The sequence below is a fragment of the Bradyrhizobium sp. AUGA SZCCT0105 genome (assembly GCF_018129565.1).
Classification (GTDB): Bacteria; Pseudomonadota; Alphaproteobacteria; order Rhizobiales; family Xanthobacteraceae; genus Bradyrhizobium.
On record NZ_JAFCMK010000011.1, the window covers coordinates 133,311 to 154,580 of the forward strand.

Consider the following 21,270-nt stretch of genomic DNA (forward strand, 5'->3'; position numbering starts at 1 on the left):
TGGTATTAGGCGTGAAGCAGCAGCGGGGCGACGTAGTCGAAGGCGAAGGCAGCCACCACGAGCACGGTCGCGATCCAGAGCGCGAGCTGAACGAGGCGGCTGGAAATGGGGCGTGCGCAGGCAGCGCCATCAGCGCAGGCCCGTCTGGGCTTCCAATAAACGAGGTAGAAGCCGTAGCCGAGAAGGCCTGCCGTCGCCGCGACAAAGAGCGGCTTGTAGGGCGCGAGCGCCGTCAGATTGCCGATCCAGGCGCCGCCGATGCCGATACTGAACAGGACGAGCGGAACGATGCAGCAGGACGACGCCGCGAGCGCGCCGAGAATGCCGCCAACGGCGATCAGACGTTGCCGTCCGACCTCGCCACGCTCCGACGCCGGCGGATTCGCTGCGGCCGACGTGACCGCTGCCGTTCCCGATCGTGATGCAATCATGTCCGACCACTCTTCCTTGCCGAAACCCTATGCGTGCCGTACCATGCAGTCTGTAGTCGCTACAGGGTCAAGAGGGTTTTTGCGATGCGCGATCACGCCGTGGTGAAGGGCCTGCAGCGAGCCGAGCTCGCCCAACGGACGGGGTGCAATCTGGAGACCGTCCGCTATTACGAGAAGGTCGGTCTTCTGCCCGAACCGCCGCGCACGGCCGGCGGCTATCGCAACTATGACACGTCGCATGAGCGGCGCCTTCGCTTTGTGTTGCGGGCGCGCGAGCTCGGCTTCTCCCTTGATGAAATCCGTGAGCTGTTGCGTCTCGTCGATGAGCGCGACCAGCCCTGCGCCGAGGCGCGCGCCGTCGCCGCCGCACACCTTGAGGACGTGCGGGCGAAGATCGCCGATCTGAAACGCATGGAGCGGGTGCTCAAGGAGGTGGTCGCACAATGCGCCGACGGCACGTTGCCGGAATGCCCGCTGATCGAAACGTTGTTCCAACCGGGTGCGGTCAACTGATCGCACCCGGTTGGAGCCCTTGAAACGGCCGGCAGAGGAGCGCCTATGCGGCGCCCCCTGACGTCGTGCCGATGAGCATTGGCTTGCCGGGTGTGCATCCAGTCGGCGATCTCACGCGCCTTGCTCGCGGCGGTGAAGATGGCGCGCTTGTCGGAACGCAGCACTTCAGCCAGGGGGCGATGTAGCGGGCGTACCCCAAATACCGGCGGGATAGCCGGCCGCCTGCGCCGCGGCCCAACGGGTGATGACGTTGACGCTGCGTCCGGTCGTCTTGCGGATGCGGCGCTTGATGAGTTCCTCAGCCGTATCCCGCGCGATCGCCCAGGAAAATCGCGCAGATCGCGGTCTCTCGCGTCGGACACGTTACCGCAAGCTGCCCTCCTGTGTTTCGGCATGGAATCCTGTTGGATGCCGATATGGGGGTCGGGTCCCCTTCCAACGCCGATTGACAGGCGCGCCACCACAACGACCCAGGACGCTGATCGTTGCGAGGCACAGACTGGACTTCCCATCGCATCAGGCCCGCCGCTTTTCGTGCAGCCGGGAATTGATCTGCGACATCAGGATTGGCCCAAGGGAAAATTCCCCGACCTCCGCCTTCCGCGTCAGTCCGCGCAAGTAGCCGCCAGCTGATCGGATCGTGGTCCCACGCTGCAGGATGCATGCGACGACGACCGCCGCTTGCGTTTCGCCCAGGACGGTTTGCGCCTCCTCCCAGGCGCTCGGACTGATCCCCAGCATCGATCGCACAACGGCCGCGGTGGCCAGGAAATCGCGCCAGTTCGAAATCCCGCCCTTCGCATAATCGACGATGTCCGGACATGCACTCAGGACCATTCCCAACGGATACGAACCTTCCGCGACTCGCGATGGTTGAAGTTTTGGCTCAGCTCTCCCCGCCCCGCCTTTTTGGAGGCTAGGTTCAAGATCAATAGGGGCATCTGTATTTGAATTCTGTATGTGGCGCTCAGACTGGGACTCATTGGCGCTCGGATTCTTGGATTTGATGTGTGCCTCCAGCAGATTGAGTACGTCGTCGGCGAGTTGAGACAACTCGTCCGCGATCGGCTCGAGCTGCTGACGCGTAGCGGTCCTCGGAATCTGGGCTAGCATTGCCCTGAAGGCGGCGTGGACTTCCTGCCAGTCGGCCGGCCCCTGCCCTCCCCTGCGCGTCGGGACGCCTTCCTCGATGCCGGTGGCAATCATCTTGGCGATGTCGCGCCGGCACAGCGTGATGCGCTCGCGCACAAGCTTGAGCGCGCGCGCCTCTGCTTCGATGTCGGCCGCCAGGTGCTCGAACTCTTCTGACCGCACGACGAGCGGTGACAGATCGAAGCCGAAGGCAAGCTCGATTTCGCCGGCGCCGCTTTTCCGCGCGTAGCGTTTGCCGTTTGGGCTATCGCGCCGAATGATCAACCCAGCGTCGACCAGGACGGCGAGGTGGCGGCGTAATGTCGAAGCGGGCATGCCGTGTGCCCGCAACGTCAGCTTGTCGTTGGACGGAAAGACGATGAGGTCGTCCTCCCCTGTCAGTGCCGTCTCCGGGTGGAAGGTCAAAAGCGCGTTCAACACGGAAAGCGAGCGCTCCGACACCCCAAGGCGCGGCCGCGCCGTACAGATGGCGTGGAAGATGTTCCATTTATGCACGACCTTTTCGGGCGATCGTGCCGTGGCCCCCATTTGGCTTGCCACATGGGCAAGAGTCAGCGATCGCCGCCCAAAGGGCGTCGTTGATAGGCGCGGTTCCATGTTTTTCACCCTTGGTTAGGGCAAAAGAAATCCGCTCGCCGAAAAAACAGGCGTCAAGGACTCTTGACTGTGATTCGCGGAAGTGAGATTCTCAGAGTTGCCACACTACAGAGAAGGGCTTCCGGGACGTCGTTTCGGGGGCCTTTTTCTTTTGCTCGTCTAATCTCCTGTTTGCTTCGCCTCTCTGAAGTCGCGATAGATCGACTCCAGGTTGTTCAAAATCCAAGCGCCGAGCTGGGGGCCATCCTTGGCCGTGAGCGCAAGGGTGTAAGATTTTCCGCTACTCTTTCCCGTAACCTTGACGGTCTGGTCGGCCGGCGACCAGGTCGAGGGCTTTGCGCTTTTTCCTTTCGTCCGATGTCTTTGCAGCCCCTGCAAGAAACCCAACAGCTTGTTGAAGCGGTCGTCTGATTGCGCTTCGGCGAACGGCTCGCCGGCAATAAACGACAAAGCCTTCTCGGCATTTGCCGGAGTCTGCACGATCTTTTTCAGTTCTTCCCAGCGATCGCGGCCGACGCCCCTTGCCGCACCGACGGCGTCCAGCACGACGTCTGGGACCAGTTCGACCACCGACAGCATGCGCGACAGCAACGTGTCGTCAATTGCCAATGCGGCCTTTACCGTATCCTTGTTGTAGGCGAGCTCCACCAACCTCTTGGCGAAGCGCGCCCTCTCGATAAAGGACAGGTTAGAACGCGCGGCATTCTCCTGCCCTTGCGCAACAATGGCTGTCGTGTCGTCCATCGATTTGACAACGGCTTTGATTTGTCGGCCGAGCTCGCGCGCAGCCTTCAGCCGCCGGCGGCCGAATACGACGATGTAGCGCCCGCCGCCTACGGGATGAGGACGAACTAGGATCGGAGTATCTTGCCCAGACTCCCTGATCAGGTCCCGCAATGCGGCATACTCCTCGTCATCCTCCTGGATCCGATCAAGGACCGGCGATTGATCGATCAACGCGGGATCCAGGCTGATGATCGTTTCTCCGTCCATGATCCGCTGGGAAGCTTCGACGATTTCGTCCAGCGATCGCCTCATGGCACCGGATGCGCCACGCATCGCGTAATCAGCACGGGTCGACGTCGTAGCTGCAGGAATCTCAGGATTCCTTTGGACGGTGTCTGCGCCGGTAATGGTGCCAAGCAAGTTCTTTCGCATCAGCAAGCCCTCTATCTGCCGTCCAAATAGCTGATTTGACTGGCAGAAATCAATGTCTGCACGGCTGTCAATTCCACCTTCATCGCCGGCCCCACGCACTGTGAATCAGGTCCGCGATCTCGCTGTTGACCGCATTCATGCTTTCGATGGCACGTTCGTAGGTCGCCCGAATGAATTGCGATTTTTCGACTTCGTAGAGGGATTGTTTCGTAATGCCCGCGTCCGAAATCGCGGTCGATTTCAGCATGTGATGGGAGAGCATATTTCCCGCGAACATGGCCTGCATGAATCCCACCATTTGGGCCTGTGGGCCGTCGGTCGGCTCATAGCGTGTAACGAGGTAGCGGAACCACTTCAGCTTCACCGTGGCGCCCACCCCCTTGATTGAGCGCAGGATGCCGCCAAGCATCAGCAAGAACTGAGACATCGACAGGATGTCGAGCATCTGCGGATGAACCGTGATCAGAACAGACGTCGATGCAGTTAGCGCAGTGAGGGTGAGATATCCGAGCTGAGGCGGGCAATCGATAACGACGACATCGTAGCGGTCATCGACCTCTCTGAGTGCTGATGAGATTCGTGTGAAGAACGTTCGCCCTTCGGTCGAACTTCTGTCGGACGCCGCCAGGGGCGTCTCGTATTCGTACTCCTGAAGCTCCAGGTTCGCCGGCACGATATCCAACCCCGGAAAATTGGTTGGTCGAATCGTATGTGAGATCGGCTTTCGGTCCTCGTCGTAACGCAGCGCCTCGTACAGCGAAGGGTTTTTGTCCAGCTCCGGCTGGATCCCATGCAATGCCGATAGCGAAGCCTGAGGATCGAGGTCGATAGCAAGAACGCGGTGACCGGTGAGAGCCAGATATTGGGCCAGATGCGCCGCTGTCGTCGTCTTGCCAGAGCCGCCCTTGAAGTTGACCACCGACAGAACCTGCATCTGCTCCCCTGCCCCTCGATGAGGAACGTAGCGCTTCACATCCGCTCGACCATGCTTGTCCAGAAACTGGCGGAGCTCAGTCATCTGCTCAGCGGTGTAAGTCCGCCGTCCGGACATCGTCGTTTCAGGCTCGGGCCCCTTGCCCTCCAGGTGCAGCTTTTTGATATGGCTAGGGGTGACCCCCAGGAATTCCGCAACCTCGGCCAGCGAGAACGAGCGCAGGCCCTTGTTCGCGTCCGGCGGAAATTGCTCGAATCGCAATATGTTCAGCTTGTCGGAAACCCGCTCGCCTTGTTCAAGGATGGTCGTGTCGAAATCGAGATCGACGGTGTTGGCAGCAATCGCGTCCATCTTTGTGGGTCCCAAATAGCGTTTTTCCGACGCAAATCACGCCTGAAGTGTGAATGATGCCCGATTCTCCTGATCGAGCAAGGATTTTTCCGTTAACGAAAAGTTAACGGTAGTCAAAAGTGCCGCTCCCCCAAGGCTTCGAACAACAGCCCCGGCACGCCATGCGGCGCAAAAAATGACCTGTAAATGACATTCAAACAATTGATTTCACAGATAAATTTTGCGTTCTGCACGGCTGTCAATTTAAAGACTCGAGCCGATTGGTCTCTGCGATCACCCAAACGGCTACCCACGTCGCTGGGCAGCCGATCCATCTCGGCACTTGGCGCCAGAAATTGTCGCGGGGCACACCGGGCTTGAACGATCAAACCCCAAGCCGCACCGCTCGGCCCATCGCTTGCTCCGCCTCGTTGTAGTAGGCTGCGGCCTGCTGGACGGACCTATGCCGGGACTGTCGCATCGCCTCCGGCAGAGCAACGCCTTGGCGAGCTGCCTCGGTTAGATACCCCGACCTCAACCCGTGCGCGGAAAACTCGCTCGCCTCAAGTCCCGCCATTGCGCAGCGGCGCTTGACGATCAGGTTGATCGACTGTGGCGTCAGCGCCCTCTCCTCGATCGCCTCCCAGCGATCGATCGCGCGGAAGATCGACCCTTGGCTGATGTCCGCCCGCTCCAGCCATTCGCGCAGCGCCTCGACCGGCGGCCCGACCAGAAGCACCCTGCCCTCATCGTCGGCGTCGCCGGTCTTGGTGCGGCCGAGCTGGATCGCCAAGCACGGCAACTTCGGTGAGTTCGGATCACGCGGATCGAGCGGCACCGCCGGCTCCTCGCTGAGCTGCTCGGTCCGCAGCCGCGCTACTTCGCTGCGCCGACGCCCGCCAGAGGCGAAGGCGAGCAGCAGAATCGCGAGGTCGCGGGTGTCCGCGAGCCGATCCGTCGAGCAAGTTGCGATGAGCCGGTCCAGAACATCCCGAGTCACGGCGCGCTTGCTTTTGCGCCGACGCGGTCGCGTGCTGGCTCGCACGGCCAGCCGAAGCGCCGAGCGCAGGCTCGGCGAGGCGAACGCCCCCTCCTGCCCTTTCCATCGGTGCAAGGTCCCCCAGCTTGCGAGCCGCCGTTTCACTGTCGAAGGCGCATGCGGGCCCGGGCTGCGCAACATCTCACTTTCGCGCAGCGCGGCCGCAACGTCGGTCGGCATACCATGCTGGGGATCGGTTTCGCGCTTGGACGGGTCCCAGAGGTGGTGCGCCACAAATTTCAGCGCCAGGCTTTCCGAGGCGGGCCACGGCAACGACGCGCCGGTCGCGGCCTGCGCCCAAGCCTCGAGGTAGGCAAGGTCCGACGCTAGCGCCCGCAGCGTATTCTCGCCCATGCCTTCCCGCGCGAGATGTTTAAGCGTCGCGACATCATCGTCGGTCAGGAGTTCGGCGAGCCGGTCTCGCCGCTCCATCGGCAGGATGGCCGAGAGCGTGTCGAGCTGCAGGGCGCGCCGGGTTTCCGGGTCGGAGGCCAGCGCGCGGGGGGTGATGTCGTCCATGGTGGCGCTCCGTCAGAAGCCGTAGCTTCGATCCGCCCAGCGCAGCAACACGCGGGCGTCGGGGTCGGGAAGGCGGATGCGCTGGTTCTTCAGGCCTTCAGCGATCGCAAGCCCGACGTCAGGGTCGACCCAATGGCCATGCGTCATCAGGAAGAACCAGACGAAGGGCAGGCCGACCTCGCGGTCGACGGACTCGATCCGATCCATCAAAGCATGCACCGAAGCCCCCGGCGTCATCAGCAGCCGCTCCTTCGGGGGCTTCAGCGGCCGGGGAATAAAGCCGACCTCGCGCTCGCCCTTGTGGGTGTAATCGCGGACGTCGAGCGCCCAATGCGCGAAGACGCGCTGCGGACTGGCGCTCGATTCCTCCCAGTCCTGAAAGAACCGCAGCTCTCTCGGCACGAAATCAAAATAGTCCGGGACCGCATCGAGGAACGGCGTCTCCCGCGTTCCGCCCGGCCCGACCTCGCGAATGACCCGCCGTTCCAGTTCGGGCCGCTTGGCCTCCCGCTTCTCCCGCTCGACGCGGCCGCAGCGATCGAGGAAGCTGCGGACATGGATCACCGCGCCGCCGGCGCGGCCGAGCAGGCGGTAGACCGGGCCGGCAAGGCGATCCGAGTCGGGGAGCTGTTCAGTCCGAGGCCAGCTCGGATCGAGCAGTTCCGATTCTCCCCAGGGCCGATAGTCCGGGTTAACGATCGGGCCGGCGCGCCATTCGATCTCCCGTCCCAGCGCAATCTGGATATAGTCGGCCGCGCCGGGTCCGGTCGGCGCCGACACGAAGGCGCTGGAGCCGCGCCATTCGGTGATCTGCAGATCGGTCTCCTTCAATCGCTGCCAGACCGCCATGACGTCGCCGTTCTCCTTGGCCAGTTCGGCCATCATCCACGGCCGCAGCTCACCGAGCCGCGTGCCGTCCGGCCGCATCACCGACAGGGTATCGCGCCAATAGTCGTCGTCGATCCGCGCGATGCCGAATTCAAAGCCCGGAAAGGCGGCGGTGAGAGCAGGGAGTAGGTCCGTGTCGGCCGAGACCGGATCCAGCCCGGCCAGGGCGGTTTCAAGGGAAGCCGCATCCGGAAGGCGGACAGGCGCGGTCATTCCGGCGCTCCTTCGTCGGTCCAGGGGTTCAACAGCGACACGCCAAGCGGCGCAAAGTCCTTGGTGTTGCGGGTCGCGAGCACGAGCTCGCCCACGAGCGCCGTGGCTGCAAAGAAGCCGTCCATGACGGAGAGCGCAAAGCCGCTCTGGCGCGCCTGCGCCATGACGTCGCCCCAACGCTCGGCAATCGCCGGATCGATGGGCAAGATTCGTCCCGAGAAGCGCCCCGGCAGATCGACCGCCAGCCAGGCGGCCAACGCTTCGCGACGCCGGCCGTCGTCCATCAGCGCGATGCCCCGCCGCAGCTCGGCGATCGACGCCACGCTGATGAAGGCCCGGTCCTCGTCGATCGTATCGAGCCAGGCGAGCACCTTGGGCTCCGGCGCCGGCCGCCTGACTTCTGACAGCACATTGGTGTCGAGCAGAACCTTCATGGCTCGAGGTCGCGCGGCTGATCGCGGACCCGATCGAGATCGAGATCGGAATCGCGCAGCGGCGAAGCCATCAGAAACTCTGCCAGCGTCCCCTTGCGGACCGTCTTGCGCGCCCACTCGTCGGCCGAGACGATGACGACGCTGGGCTTACCGTGGCGGGTGATGATTTGTGGGTCGGTTTGCGCGCGCTCGATCACCTCGGAGAGGCGCGCCTTGGCGCCCGCCACAGTCCAGTGGTCGGATTCGGGCGCCGGGGTCTTTCGGGACGTTGTCACGATCTACTCCTGTGACTATAATGACTATCGTGACTATAAGCGGCGTTGCGGCGATTTTCAACAGGCACCGCGCGGGCAGGTCGCCGTTGCGCTAGTATCGGGAACGAACGGAAGGAAGCGCCATGGGTGGTCACGCGAAACAGAACAACACGCCGTCGGCGGTGGCTGACGAGGCCGGCGCGATCGAGCGGAGCCAGGCGGCCGGCCGCGATCGTCAGATCGTTCGGAGCGTCGATCTGACCGACGAAGACATCGCCGCGATCGAGGCCAGCGAGATGGCGCCGGGCTTCGAGTACCTCAACGCGGAGCTCGACGACGTCTGAGGACGATCGTGGCGACGGCCGAAATGCGTCCGGAAGAGGGGAGGGGCTGGCAACGGCTGCGTATCCTCTCTCGTGATCGGAGGCCCGGCGGGCGTGAATTTCCGGGCTGAGGGCGCTCAGAATCGCTGATTTGCGGATTCATGTCCAACACTATCGATAAGAGGTAGTTATCGATAGTGAGAAGCGTTTGGAAACAGGCATCGCTATGACGGAAGCTATTCGCATGATAGTTTCCGTTTCACTGATCTCTAGAAGGTTATCAACGCGTTGACGACAGCCTACCAGATCCCCGATCCGCTCCCTTGGACAACAATCGCCGGACCGCTCGCCGCCGCCGAGGATGCGCTCGCGCGGCTCGACGAGCGGCTCGCCAAAAGCCCGATCCGCGAGGGCTGGATCGCTCGAACCCACTTCACCGACGCCTGCGCCAGTCTGTGGCTCGAGGGCGAGCTCGTCCATCTGGAAGATCTCGTTCTCCACGACGCTGGCATGGACGTCCGTGCCCCGACCCACGAGTTGACCCGCGCCTATGCGGTGCTGCGGGCGCGGCGTCGCGTTACCGAGGCGAAACCCGATTGGGCACTCTCGGCGGCCGGGCTCGCCGGGCTGCGGGGCAGGAAAGGGTGCGGCGACCGGGATGAAGAGACCGACGAGCGGAAGGAGGACAGGGGAGGGGAGGCCGATCTCGACGAGACCGAGCTGGACGCACCGCTTGGCGTAACCCCAACCGACGACCAACTGGCCGACGCCTTCGCCGCCGTCGACGCGGCGATCGCCAAAGCCGACCGCACTCTTGCCGGCGAGATTGCCACCAGCCGCTCGTCGGAACGGGACCCGCTTGTGTATGACCTTGACTGGGACGAGGATGAACGCCTCGACGCATGGCGCGCGGTCGTCAACCAGACGCACACTCTGCCACCGACTTTGGCGGCTGCAATCGCCGCCGACGCCTGGAGCGCGCTCGAACCACTGCAGCACACGCCCTGGCTCGGCCGGCTGCTCGCCGCGGCGTTGCTGCGCGAGCGGGGCAAGACGCGCTGGCACCTATCCTCTTTCCATGACGGCCTCAAATCCATTCCGCGGGAGCGGCGGCGGGCGCGTGTTAGCGCCGGGCGCCTTGCCGTCCAGCTCGAGGCCATCACGGCCGCGGCCGCAGCCGGGCTGAAGGATCACGATCGCTGGCTGACCGCCCGCACCCTGCTCGCCCGCAAGCTCGACGGCCGCCGCTCCACCTCCCGGCTGCCGGCCCTGCTCGACTACGTGCTGACCCGACCGATCGTCTCGGCCGGCATGATCGCCGCGGAGTTGCGGATCACGCCGCGGGCCGCCCAAGACCTGGTCGCGGAGCTCGGGCTCCGCGAAGCGACCGGGCGAGGACGGTATCGAGCCTGGGGAATTCTTTAGGATGGCCGATTCAAAGCGAATAATGTACCGCACTATGCCCGTATCTTTGCCACCCACGATGATCAAGGAGCTCCGACAGCTATTGGCGTCTGCGATCGCTGACGCCAAAGCTTATGACGTGCCGGGCCTGTGTCGACGCCTCAACCTCGCCGATGGCGACGATCAGGAAGCCTTCTCCAGTAAATTCAAATACGCCCACAAGCGCATCATGGAGGTCTCGGCCGAACAAGTGGTCGCGAGCACACGCCAACTTGTCGCCGAGGAGAGCCATTTCCAGCTCAGCGAGCAACTGGCCAAAATCGACGAAATCGGTAAGCCGGCGGTGACGACGCTGACCCGACGCCGCCTGATTGCTCTCTTCGAAGGCCGTCCGCTGGCGCGAGAGATCGACGACTTGGAGCTAATCCGCAGCCTCTGGCCCGTCGCCTCGCTCCGTGCGCCCCACCCGAGCGCTGAGGCGTCTCTCGAGGACTATCTGCACCGGCACACCATCCGGAATGATGACCTGACCCAGCGCGACGTGTTGGAGACGCTGGGTCTGCTGACGTGCTCGCGTGCGCAGCTGTTCAAATTCCTCGCCGCGGTCACGGCTCCAGATGCGTTTTCGGGGGCTGAGCAGGTTGAACTGGCCGAGAAGATCGACGGCATTTTGAGGCACGATGGCTACACGTTGACCTTGGCAGGACGAATTTCCGGAAGCCCATTTTATGCCGTACGACCGGCGCCAAAGGGCTCTCCCGCGGACGAGAGCATTTCGGCAACGCTGGAGGTGTTCGATCCCACGCAGGTTCATGCGCGATGGACCATGGCATTGGACCGACGCGCTTCTGAGCCTGCGGGCGCGATCACGCTGGCTCGCACATTGCTGGAAGATGTGAGCAAATGGATCCTCGATCAGGCAGGGGAAACCTGGCAGGAGACGGACGATCTGCCCGTGCTCTATCGCAAGCTGTCAAAGGTTTTGAAGCTTGCACCCGACGATCATACGGAGCAGGTATTCAAGCAGATCCTTGGAAGTTGCCAATCTGTGGTCGAATCGCTTGGAGCGCTCCGAAATAAACTGGGCGATGCGCACAGTCCTGGACCGAAGCGCGCGCGCCCGCAGGCCCGGCATGCCGAGCTAGCTGTTAATCTGGCCGGTGCCATGGCAACCTTCCTTGTTGCCACCTGGGAGGCCCGCCAGGCCGATACAAGCGGACGGACCGAAGCGACCACTGGTGGGCGCAAAGGGAGTTGATGATCCGAGGGCGGGCCATGGGAGAAACGCCGGTGACGCGCCCGCGGCTTTTCCCCGTGCAGGGCATTGCGTGTTTCTCGGACGTGGGCTTCGCCCCGGAAATAGTTGGACAGGCTCGTCCGGGTCGGTTCACCCTTTGCGCGGCCCTGAAAAGTTTGCAGAAAAATAATCGATCAACTCAGACGCCTGGGTACCTTGCCTGAAACGGCGCTGCTCCTCGAAGTCGATTGATGGAACCATATGGATAAATTGATTGTCGGCGTAGAGCGACAGCACCGCCTCTGGGTCTAACCCGCCGGATTTTAGCCCAGTCATATTATTTGCTGCCTCGATCGCGGCGCCGATCATGACGTCGGCCAATTGTACCGCAGGACTTGTCTTGGAGTCGACCTGGGTGACTTCTGTGAGCTTCAGCGGGAATTTCAGAGATGCAATCTCAGTCTGTTGAAACTCGACTTCCTGATCGTGATCGATGAAGCGTTGAAGAAGGTCGTGGTACGTAAGCAGATTCTTCGATTGATCGTGTTCAACACGATACGCGCCCTCAGCCATCGCTTCCATTCGATTGATGAGCGACTGCAACACCACCAGGGCAGCGTCGGTGTTCACGCCGGGCGTCGCAATTGCCGACAGACATTCTGGCGCTGCGTATTTCGCAAGTGGTCCCAGCGCTTCCGGCAGCTCTCGCCATCGTGTCGTGCGCGCGGCATCGACCAGGGCCGTCAAAGCTTCTTGTGTCTTGGCCTTAGCGGCGTGTTGGAACGCCGCGAGCATAGCGTCGAACGCAGCCTCTCCGAGAATCGTGGGGCCTGCTAGCGTCGCTCGACACATTGATCATTCAGATCGCCTTCTCGGCCTTCAACAGGTCGCGCACGATTTCACCGAGGGGCGTTAAGACGTAGACCGTTCCGCGATATGAGCCATCGGGGAAATGCGTTTTCTTTGGTACTGCGAGCCGGTGCACTGCCTGATCATGAAAGAAGACTGATTTCAGCGCCTTCGAGATAGCACCCATGGCGTTCCGCAAGGCCGGATCGGGTTCGCCGCGTTGATCGCTGAACGTGTCATGCCCACCAAGCAGCTTCCGCAAAGCCTCTTTGCGAAGAGGTTGGCTCGGCTTCGGGCGAACGGCGGCAACGACAGACTGCGCGAGCTGTGTGAGCTCGTCGTCGTTTTGGACCGCTGGCAGAGGGACGGGGCCGAAGAGTTTGATGTTCTCCGGTGCGACGAAAGGGGCCAGCGCGTCGAGAACGCCTTTGACGCTCTGATCGGGTATTTCGGCCAAAAGCATGGTCATGCGTAATCCTCGTTAGTTTTTTCTAATGAGAATCCTAATGAGGATAAGTCCCGGTCTCAAGACCGGAGGCAAGAAATCACCGGATATTCCCGGAGGCGACCGTACGGGTGTGAGGATCGAGCCGTAGATATCGCGGCAGATCAGAATCTGGGGCGGCGGGAGCTTTCGCTAATCATCGAAAGGCGAAAGGATTGTTGCGGGCATTTGCGCTACAAATGCCGAAAGACAAAAACGATTCCAGGGGTGGGAATGAAGTGGATATTCGACGACCCGTATTTTGAGTCGGGCGGCAGGTGAGCATACCGCCGGTTTCAAAGTTCAATCAGACCGCCAGCACCAGGTGACTGCGTAATGGGCGCTGCATCGCCGCCGTCGGCTTCTGGGTTTCGGAGAATTTACGGTGACGACGTCCGGTCGCTGATTGAAGCGCAATTGGTCGCTCATGGCGAAGGCCTTTTATCGTTCCTCGCGCGACATCGGCGAACGGAGGCTGTGACGTCGTGGCATGGGACGATCCGTGCCGTCGAGGAATTCATCAACCTGCCACGGTTTGGCATCGAGGATTTGCGTGTAAGGGCATGGCTTTGCGCAATCCCTCTCGACGAGCGACTCTTGTCCGATATCGCCCCAGTGTTCCGGGCCGTTCGGGAGACATTGTCTCTACGCTTTGACGCTGGCGTCGTCGGTCGCTACCTCCAGACGATGCTGCAGACGGCCGCGATTGCCAGCGCTTTCAGAACCCATGGCCAAACCTTCGGACCTAGGATCACGCTCGACACAGTGGGCGCGGCCGTCGACTATTTCCAATCCCGCCGCCGGCACATGGTCTCGTTGCTCTACACCATGCCCTTTGCCTGCAGGGGAACAGAGGTGCTCGTGCCGCTCGACACCTTGAATGGCGCCGATTCCGCAGTCATAGATCCGCCAGTAGTCGAAGGCAGCGCTGATCAAACCGGTATTCTCGAGCCGCATGCCTTCAAGATACGTAACCTCTTGTCCGGCAATCATGCCCATACGAACCTGAGGGGCTCGCTCAGGCACGTTCAGGGGCAAGAATGAACTCCAGCCCATATAAGCGTATCGATGCATTTCGATAGAGACACGGTCATTCACCGCTCTCGGATTGGGGATCTCGACAAGCCTTCCTTCGCTATCGATGAGCGCATACCCAAGAGCAGAGTAATTTGTCCCTGCCCGGAGAATGTCGTTGCGATACTTAGGATCAGCTTTATCGGCTAAAAGCCGAGTTTGGGCGGTGAAATCTAGAGCCGTGTCATCAAGAGCCGCCTGTAGGAAAGCGACGACTTTCTGATCCGGTCTGGACTGGTGAGAAAGCGACTGCCGCAGGACTTTTCCGAGCAGATCAGCCCGATGGGAAAGGCAGCGATCGAAAAGGGTGTTCCAGTCATCCGCGCTGCGGATCGGCGCGCTCTCGGGTCCCGCCATCCTAACGTAAACCGTTCCTTGGGATATCCCGATGGGTTTGCCGCGGTCGTCCTGCGGCCCGTCGGCAATCGCGACGACCGGGCGCGCGCCATGCGAGGGGACAATGACAACCGGATAGGTCGCCTCGCCGTACTGAATGTAGTCGACCAGGACTTGAATCCGCGGCTCAAGGTATTTTTTGACGATGTTCGAGATCGCGTCTTGGCCGAATAGAGCCAGATCCAACTCCGTCGCGCCGAGAGGTTTCCGGGTCTTATCGTCAACCCCGAAGATCAGGTATCCGCCCCCATGGTTCGCCAGCGCGGCAATATGTCGGGCGAGCTTCGCCCGCGCCTCAAGGTTCGTTGGGTCCATCCACGCCTTGAATTCGATGCCGAGGTTTTCATTTGCCCCCGCCAGGAGGTCGATGAGATCAAAAGAAGCCATCATATACTCGCGCCGTGAGGTCATTCCGACGGGCGGCCAAAGGAAAATCGGCAGCTCAGGACCATGTCGATACGCCATATCGGCGTTAGTTGCTGGCAATTTACACCGTCGACCTCCGCCCTGTCGCAGCAACCTGGAATGAGCCGAAAGCCGAGCAAGATCGTTTTAGTGGCCAAGATGGGCGGCCCTCCTCGAGACAATCTCTGATGAAGTGGCGGTGGCGTTTCGCGATACATCGTTTTGCCAGGACCAAAAGACCTTCATGATGGGCACCCTATAAAGACCACGCTCATCCCGGTTCTATCCCCATCCCTTCGGCCTCGGTCTGTGTATGCCGTCTAGCCCTGCGCATGAGGAATTAGCGATTTCAATACGTTAGCAATTGATGGATAGTTTGAGAGAGAGCCGTTATTTGATAAGATACCTTGAACCAGACATTTAACCGAGAATCCGGCGCCCGTGACGCCGATGCAAAATTCCGGCATTTTCCACCTGCTGGCGCTCATCGACTACATCCTGCCAGGGCCGGTCATCACCACGGGATGATCACCGAGAAGTTGAAGGTTACCGCACGCGCCGCGCTAGGCCCCGGTCGCGGAGCTTGGACTGCGCGAGGCGAAGGCAGGGCGGTACCGGCCATTGGAGATTCTTTGAAGATGTCGGCGCGGTCCACAATACTGCGGCTGTTAACGCGAACCCGGTACGGCCGGATGACAAATAAGGCGCGAAGTGGGCGGCACCGGTGGGGGGCGCCACATGCAGATTCATAGTGAGGTTGTCGACGGCCCCTTGGCGCTGCGAATACGGCGTCTCGATGCCGCGCGGGAAGGGGCTACAGGTCGCCAAATCCTGACGCTCCCCCTGCTCGCCGCACGGATCGCCGGGGGATTCATCGCACCGGCAACGCAAGAAATCCTGTATCCGGCCATACGGCAGGCGCTCGAGTCCGGCGGATACGAGGACATTGACAAGGTTTGCCAGCTGCCCGGGATGCCGGTGGCTGTGCTGTCCGCTCTCCGAGACTGGTGGGACATGGAAGTCCCGGCCTCATTGCCCGACAATGCGCGTCTCAGAGACTTCACCTTGCTTGAGCGCCGCGTGCGAGGCGCCCTGCCGCCAGGAATGTTGTCGCCTCCTGATCTGGTCAAAACGGCCCTGCAGCGAATTCAATTCGCGCCGAAGTTAGTCGGCGCCGTCACCATTCAAGGCGTTCCCGACGTCAAGCCCGTTTGGCGTCCGCTCTTACAGGCGCTCTGCGAGGCCGTGCCGGTCCGATGGATTGGATCACAACACAGTGGGCGCGCCTGGTTCGCTGGAGAGATTGAGACACGTCCCTCAGGCGCAGCATTGCTCCTCTGCGCCGATCTCTGCGCCGATCCACGAAGCGAAGTGAGAGAGGCGTTGCGCTGGGCGCGCGCGCTTGTGACGGCCGGAAAAGCCTCTCCCGACGAGATCGGCATTTCGGCCGCTACGCCAGCGGCGTGGGACGACGCGTTTCTCGTTCTCTCGCGGGAGGCGGGCCTTCCCGTGCACTTCACACACGGTATCCCGGCGCTAGCGACCCGCGAAGGGCAGGCCTGTGCTGCCCTCGGGGACATCCTGCTGCGCGGGCTGTCGCAAGAGCGCGTGAGGCTCCTGTTTGCGCGACTCACGCGCAGCCCGGCCAAAGAAGGCCTGCCCAGTGACTGGGCCAAGGGCCTGCGGCGGAGCGCGGCCCTGACAAGTCCCGGACTTTGGCGGCACGCTCTCGAGCAAGCGCGGGGCGAGCGAGCAAACGGCGATCTCGCGGAGCGCGCACTGTTGCCGATTCTGGATGACTTGGCCCGCGGCATCGCAGCTGCGGACGCGGTCGGGCGCCGTCTCTTGAAGGGACCCGCACTGACTTTGTGGCGCGACGCGTTGCGTATGGCGCCCCCGCAAGCCATCGAGCTCTCGTTGCAGGCGCTGCGCGTGGCCGACGGACGCGAACCTGGAAACTCGATCGCGTGGGGACCGGCCGGTCACCTAGCGGCAGCCCCTCGCGCGCATGTTCGCCTCATTGGGCTTGACGCAAACGCGTGGCCGAGACGGTCAAGCGAGAGCCCATTGTTGCCGCAACACCTGCTGGGACATCTCAGACTCCCGTCTGCTAAAGCGGCCGAAAATGATCAGGCGATGCATGACATCATCATCGATCAATCGCAGAGTTATACACTTTCACGCGCTTACAGGAGTGCGACGGGGTCTCTGCAGGCAGCCAGTACTTTGTGGCCGAGAGATAAGGAGCGCGTTGTCGGGCGCAGCGCAATCCCCGCGCACGCCTTCAGCGAGAGCGATCGCCTCTATGCCCGCCCCGCCGACGCCGGAAAGGACCCGCAGGTGCGCGCAAGTCGTGCCTGCTGGCGAGCATGGTGGGACAGCGAGCAGCACACCGCGCACGATGGGCGGGTCCGCCCCGACCACCCGCTTATCGTTGATGCCCTCGCGGGATTTCAATCCACGACGTCTCTCCACCGGCTTCTGTGCGATCCCCTGGGGTTCGTCTGGGAATACGCGCTTCACTGGCGAGAGCCTAACCTAGACCCACAGCCGCTCGCGCTCGACCATCGCGCGTTCGGCGAACTCGTTCACTCCCTCATCGGAGGCGTGCTGCGCGACGGCGTCCCTCGAAACGCCGACGAGATCGGGATCGCTCTGGATCGAGAGGCGACGCGCCTTGCCGACACGTGGCCGATCGCCAGGGCCGTTCCACCCGGCCTTCTCTGGAGCCATACAATAGCGATGGCTCGCGAGCGTGCGCTGCGAGGCCTTACAGAAGCTCTGGGCGAACAGCGCGGCGTGACTTGGACAGAGCTTTCCTTCGGCGAGCCAAGCGACGCGCCTCACCCGTGGATCACACTCGCACCCGTCCCGATCGGGCAGACCGGCGTTTCCTTCCGGGGGAGGATTGATCGATTCGACGAAGATGCGGCGCGCGGCGCAGCGATCGTCACTGACTATAAGGTCGGGACGGCGCCTGACCGAAAAAAGCCGGTCGTGTTCGATCGCGGTGCTGAACTTCAGCGCGTCTTTTACGCCCTTGCGGTGCGTTCCCTGCTTCCAGAGCTTCGCAGCGTGAGCTCGCAGTTGACGTACCTCAAGCACGACCCCGCGCGCACCCTAAGCCTGACAAACGAGGAGCTTGAAAAGGCCATTGAGCAGGCGGTCGTGTTCACCGACGCGGGCGCTCGCCTGCAGCGCAGTGGCGAGATCGCGCCTGGACCGGCGCCGGCATTCTTCGACCCGCTCTCCGTTGCCCTGCCGGCGGACCTGGATTCGTATCGCCGTGTGAAGCGTCGTTCGTTTGCTCAGGCAAACGGTGCGCTCGACAAGCTTTGGAGCAGCCCGTGAGCGTGCCCGACTTCGACGCCCGCAGGCGGGCACTCACTGATTTCAACTGCAACATGCTGGTAGAGGCCGCGGCTGGCACCGGTAAGACGTCGTTGATGGCCGCTCGCGTCGCGATGATGATCGCGACCGGAATTGATCCTGCAAAGATCGCGGCGATCACCTTCACCGAGCCCGCGGCGAGCGAGCTCGAGGCGCGTATACGCTGGACCATCAACGAGCTCCGCAATGACAGGCTGCCCCCCGCACTCTCGGGAATTCTCGCGCTTCCCTTAGGCGACGCGATGCGTGCGCAGCTCGATGCGGCCGCCCCGCGCATCGGGGAAATCACGGCAACGACGATTCACGGCTTTTGCCAGGTCATCCTTCGCTCGCACGGGATCGACGCCGCCCTAGACCCTGGTTCCCGCGTGGTCGACGAAACCATCGCTGACGCCCTCTTCGATGAGGTGCTTGCGGCTTGGCTGAAGGGGATGCTGGCGCAGGACGGCGAGCAGGACGGCCCGGTCGCGGTTCTTGCAAAGGACGACCCCCTGGGCGTTGTGGAGCGGATCCGCGAACTAGCCGACCTCCGGCGAAAGCATCGTGGTGCGACCGTGCCCGCCCCGGATTTTTCGTCTCGGCCGGACCGCACTTTCGCGGACGCGGTCACGGCATTTTCCCGCTGGTACGCCGCGGGACCCAGAGAGACGTGGACAGCGGATCTCATCGGAGATCTTGAGCGCCTAGCTGCGTTCTTCGAGGGCGATCACGCGCACAGCGGATTTTCCGCGCTCTGGCGCCTGACGAAGCCCCCGCGCATCAGCATGATGCGGCAGAGGAGCATCGACCTGCTGCCCTACGACAGGGTGCGCGCCTGGAGGCAGGCGCTCGGCGAAGCAGACGGGCGGCGTCGCGGACAGGAAGCAGCCGAACACTTCGAAACGGTTCGATCGGCTTACCGGGCATTGATCGGCGCCATCGCGCAAGGCCTCGTGCACGAACTGGCTGCGCACCTGAGCGGGGTGATCGACGCGTACGATCGGCGAAAGCGCGAGGCGGCCGTCCTTGACTTCGATGACTTGCTGCGGCAGGCGCGAGCGCTGATCTGCGAGAATGCCGACATTCGCGCCTGGCTCGCTGGCCGCTACGCGCACCTGCTCGTCGACGAATTCCAGGACACCGACCCAGTGCAGGCGGAAATCGTTGTCTGCATCGCCGCGCACTCCCATCCCGAGACTTGGAGCAGCGCCATCTTGCGACCCGGGGCGCTGTTCCTCGTTGGCGACCCTAAACAGGCGATCTATCGCTTTCGCGGCGCTGACGTGGAGTCCTACGCGCTCGCCAAGTCCGTCATTGCGAAGGCAAAGAATGGCTGCCTGCTTGCGGTGACCGCGAATTTCAGGTCGCGCCCGGAAATTATCGCGCACGTGAACCGCGTGTTCCAGGACGTTCTCGATAAGGCGGGCCAGCCGGGCTTCGTACCGCTCGCGCCGACCCTCGAGGTGCCGCCATTGCCTTTCGGAGCGGCCGCGAAACTGACAGTCGACGTTCAGAGAGACGCGAACGCCGAGGAACAGCGCGAAGCAGAAGCGTCGGCCGTCGCCGAGCTCTGCGCGCGCCTGATCGGCGCACTGAAGATCAGCCGACCGGACGGGACGGAGCGGCACCTGCGGGCAGGTGACATCGCGTTGCTCGCGCCGACCCACAGGGATCTTTGGCGCTACGAGCGCGCCCTCGAAGACCGGCGCATCGCGGTCGCCTCTCAAGCGGGCCATGCGCTATTCCGGCGGCAGGAGCTCCAGGACGTTCTCGTGCTCATTCGCGCGATTGCAGACCCGCTGGACACGCTGGCCTTTGGCGCGCTCATGCGAGGCCCAGTTGTCGGCCTGCGTGACGAAGACCTTCTTGATATTACGGCGGCGCTCTCTCCCGACCAGGACGGCCGTCGCCGCTTCCAGCTTCGCACGCCATCGGACGAAGTGGCCCATCCCCTTGCAAGGGACGTCCTGGTAAAGCTTCAAGCGCTTCATCGCCTGGCCGCCGAACTCACGCCGATGCAACTTGTCGCCTTCGCGATCGAGCGCCTTAACTTGAGAGTGGTCATGGCGGCACGGCACGGCCAGCGGAATGCGCGTGCACTCGCGAACCTTGACGCTATCGTCGAACTCGCCAGGCCCTACAACGTCGCTGGTCTCCGCGCCTTCGCGCTCGATCTCCAACGCGGATGGCAGGGCAAGCGCCGGCATCCGGAGGGAAGGGTCGACGCCTCCGAAGACTCGGTGGAGATCGTCACCATGCACAGTGCGAAGGGTCTCGAATGGCCCGTCGTCATCACGGTGAACTCATCGAGCCAGTTCAAGCCCCAGGACCAGTTTGTCTATCGGCAATCCGACGATACGATCCACTGGATCATCGGAGGTATCGAACCGCCTGCGCTTGCGGCTGCCCGCGAAGAGGAGGAGTTTCGCGAGGCACGGCAGCGCGAACGGCTTTGGTATGTCGCGACGACGCGCGCCCGAGATCTGCTGGTGATCCCGGAGCTTCCGGGCGCACCCTCACGCTCATGGTCGAGGGTGATAAATCTCGGGCAAAAGGAACTTCCCGAGATCCAAGCTGACATGTTGCCTGAGCCCGTCTCGGGCGTTGTGCAGTCCGTCGCTAATGATCAGACCGAAACCGTATTTGCCGCCGAAGGCGAGAGACTGGCGGTTGCTTCACCGCCGATCATATGGGACCGCCCAAGCGAACGCGACGCGGATCGCGGCGCCGAGATTGTGGATGCGTTCGTTGTCGACGACGCATCCCATGCGCTGCCGGAGATAGATGGAGCGGGCGCGCTGCGCGGTACGATTCTGCACAAGCTTATGGAAGAGCTCCTCACTGGCGAGCTCGGCTCGTTCCGAGATCAGGCGGCAGCGCGCGCGGCCGAGCTACTCGTCCAGCTGCAATCGAACGTCCGCGACGAGAGGGACGAAGGAGGACCCGACGCGCTCGAAATGGCGGAGACGGCCCTGCGAACTTTGGCCCTCCCCGAACTCGCGCCCCTTCTCGGGCAACTCGTTCCTGAAATCCCGCTCTGGGCGGCAAACCCGCCGCACTACCTCGCCGGACGCGCAGACGCGGCAGCGATCGAGGGAAACCGCATTGCGCTCGTCATCGACTGGAAGTCGGACGTGAATCCGACCGCGGCGGCGCACGGCGCGCACGCAGCGCAGCTGCGCGACTATCTGCGCGTCACGAATGCGCAACGGGGCGCTGTCGTTTACATGACCGCAGGCCAAGTGTTCTGGATCGAGCCCACGTAGC

Annotated in this window: 17 protein-coding genes; 6 read left to right on the top strand and 11 right to left on the bottom strand. The window is 62.6% G+C overall.

The genetic code is table 11. From position 1 onward, the window contains the following. Nucleotides 1–5 precede the first annotated feature (5 nt). Nucleotides 6–431, bottom strand: coding sequence for a mercuric transporter MerT family protein (locus tag JQ573_RS34955; RefSeq protein ID WP_212319091.1), 426 nt, complete (start codon nt 429–431; stop codon nt 6–8). A gap of 84 nt (nt 432–515) precedes the next feature. On the opposite strand from JQ573_RS34955, the gene JQ573_RS34960 reads away from it, so the two are divergent. Continuing rightward, nucleotides 516–944: a helix-turn-helix domain-containing protein gene (locus JQ573_RS34960; protein ID WP_212319089.1), complete on the top strand. Its 429-nt coding sequence runs from the start codon at nt 516–518 to the stop codon at nt 942–944. Nucleotides 945–1,460: 516 nt separating this feature from the next. Here the strand turns inward: JQ573_RS34960 and repC are convergent. From repC to JQ573_RS34995, 7 genes are all read right to left on the bottom strand, one after another. After that, nucleotides 1,461–2,693, bottom strand: coding sequence for a plasmid replication protein RepC (gene repC / locus JQ573_RS34965; protein ID WP_212319087.1), 1,233 nt, complete (start codon nt 2,691–2,693; stop codon nt 1,461–1,463). Between the two features lie 159 nt (nt 2,694–2,852). Further along, a complete protein-coding gene (repB, locus tag JQ573_RS34970) occupies nt 2,853–3,851 on the bottom strand; it encodes a plasmid partitioning protein RepB (protein WP_212319085.1) in 999 nt (332 codons plus the stop codon). Between the two features lie 79 nt (nt 3,852–3,930). Beyond that, on the bottom strand, nt 3,931–5,136 hold the full coding sequence (gene repA / locus JQ573_RS34975) for a plasmid partitioning protein RepA (protein ID WP_212319083.1): 1,206 nt from the start codon (nt 5,134–5,136) through the stop codon (nt 3,931–3,933). 364 nt (nt 5,137–5,500) lie between these two features. Further along, nucleotides 5,501–6,673 carry a site-specific integrase gene (locus JQ573_RS34980; RefSeq protein ID WP_212319081.1) on the bottom strand — a complete coding sequence of 391 codons (1,173 nt, stop codon included), beginning with the start codon at nt 6,671–6,673 and terminating at the stop codon, nt 5,501–5,503. Between the two features lie 12 nt (nt 6,674–6,685). Continuing rightward, on the bottom strand, nt 6,686–7,774 hold the full coding sequence (locus JQ573_RS34985; protein ID WP_212319079.1) for a hypothetical protein: 1,089 nt from the start codon (nt 7,772–7,774) through the stop codon (nt 6,686–6,688). Beyond that, the gene (locus JQ573_RS34990) at nt 7,771–8,208 is read right to left on the bottom strand and encodes a type II toxin-antitoxin system VapC family toxin (RefSeq protein WP_212319077.1); all 438 of its coding nucleotides are present in this window, start codon (nt 8,206–8,208) and stop codon (nt 7,771–7,773) included. The genes JQ573_RS34985 and JQ573_RS34990 overlap by 4 nt, the downstream gene beginning before the upstream one ends. After that, nucleotides 8,205–8,483: a type II toxin-antitoxin system Phd/YefM family antitoxin gene (locus JQ573_RS34995; RefSeq protein WP_212319075.1), complete on the bottom strand. Its 279-nt coding sequence runs from the start codon at nt 8,481–8,483 to the stop codon at nt 8,205–8,207. Before JQ573_RS34995 ends, JQ573_RS34990 begins: the two co-directional genes overlap by 4 nt. A gap of 122 nt (nt 8,484–8,605) precedes the next feature. Here JQ573_RS34995 and JQ573_RS35000 point away from each other — a divergent pair, with 122 nt between their 5' ends. The 3 genes from JQ573_RS35000 to JQ573_RS35010 all read left to right on the top strand — a co-directional run bounded on the left by JQ573_RS35000 (nt 8,606) and on the right by JQ573_RS35010 (nt 11,447). Further along, the gene (locus tag JQ573_RS35000) at nt 8,606–8,806 is read left to right on the top strand and encodes a hypothetical protein (RefSeq protein WP_212319073.1); all 201 of its coding nucleotides are present in this window, start codon (nt 8,606–8,608) and stop codon (nt 8,804–8,806) included. Between the two features lie 267 nt (nt 8,807–9,073). Continuing rightward, nucleotides 9,074–10,210, top strand: a complete 1,137-nt coding sequence (locus JQ573_RS35005; RefSeq protein WP_212319071.1) for an RHE_PE00001 family protein — start codon at nt 9,074–9,076, stop codon at nt 10,208–10,210. 1 nt (nt 10,211) lies between these two features. Then, nucleotides 10,212–11,447 carry an abortive infection family protein gene (locus JQ573_RS35010; RefSeq protein ID WP_249132649.1) on the top strand — a complete coding sequence of 412 codons (1,236 nt, stop codon included), beginning with the start codon at nt 10,212–10,214 and terminating at the stop codon, nt 11,445–11,447. A 129-nt stretch (nt 11,448–11,576) separates the two neighbouring features. On the opposite strand, the gene JQ573_RS35015 is transcribed toward JQ573_RS35010, so the two are convergent. The 3 genes from JQ573_RS35015 to JQ573_RS35025 form a co-directional block, all read right to left on the bottom strand. Further along, a complete protein-coding gene (locus tag JQ573_RS35015) occupies nt 11,577–12,221 on the bottom strand; it encodes a DUF3800 domain-containing protein (protein ID WP_249132650.1) in 645 nt (214 codons plus the stop codon). Between the two features lie 64 nt (nt 12,222–12,285). Then, nucleotides 12,286–12,744 (bottom strand): hypothetical protein, encoded by a 459-nt coding sequence (locus tag JQ573_RS35020; RefSeq protein WP_212319069.1) that lies wholly within the window; start codon nt 12,742–12,744, stop codon nt 12,286–12,288. 660 nt (nt 12,745–13,404) lie between these two features. Beyond that, nucleotides 13,405–14,616, bottom strand: a complete 1,212-nt coding sequence (locus JQ573_RS35025) for a helix-turn-helix domain-containing protein (RefSeq protein ID WP_212319067.1) — start codon at nt 14,614–14,616, stop codon at nt 13,405–13,407. A gap of 756 nt (nt 14,617–15,372) precedes the next feature. Between JQ573_RS35025 and JQ573_RS35030 the strand changes: the two genes are divergently transcribed. Then, entirely contained in the window at nt 15,373–17,985 is a 2,613-nt protein-coding gene (locus tag JQ573_RS35030) for a PD-(D/E)XK nuclease family protein (protein ID WP_212319065.1), read from the top strand. Next, on the top strand, nt 17,982–21,269 hold the full coding sequence (locus tag JQ573_RS35035) for a UvrD-helicase domain-containing protein (RefSeq protein WP_212319063.1): 3,288 nt from the start codon (nt 17,982–17,984) through the stop codon (nt 21,267–21,269). Before JQ573_RS35030 ends, JQ573_RS35035 begins: the two co-directional genes overlap by 4 nt. The last annotated feature ends 1 nt before the right edge of the window (nt 21,270 follow it).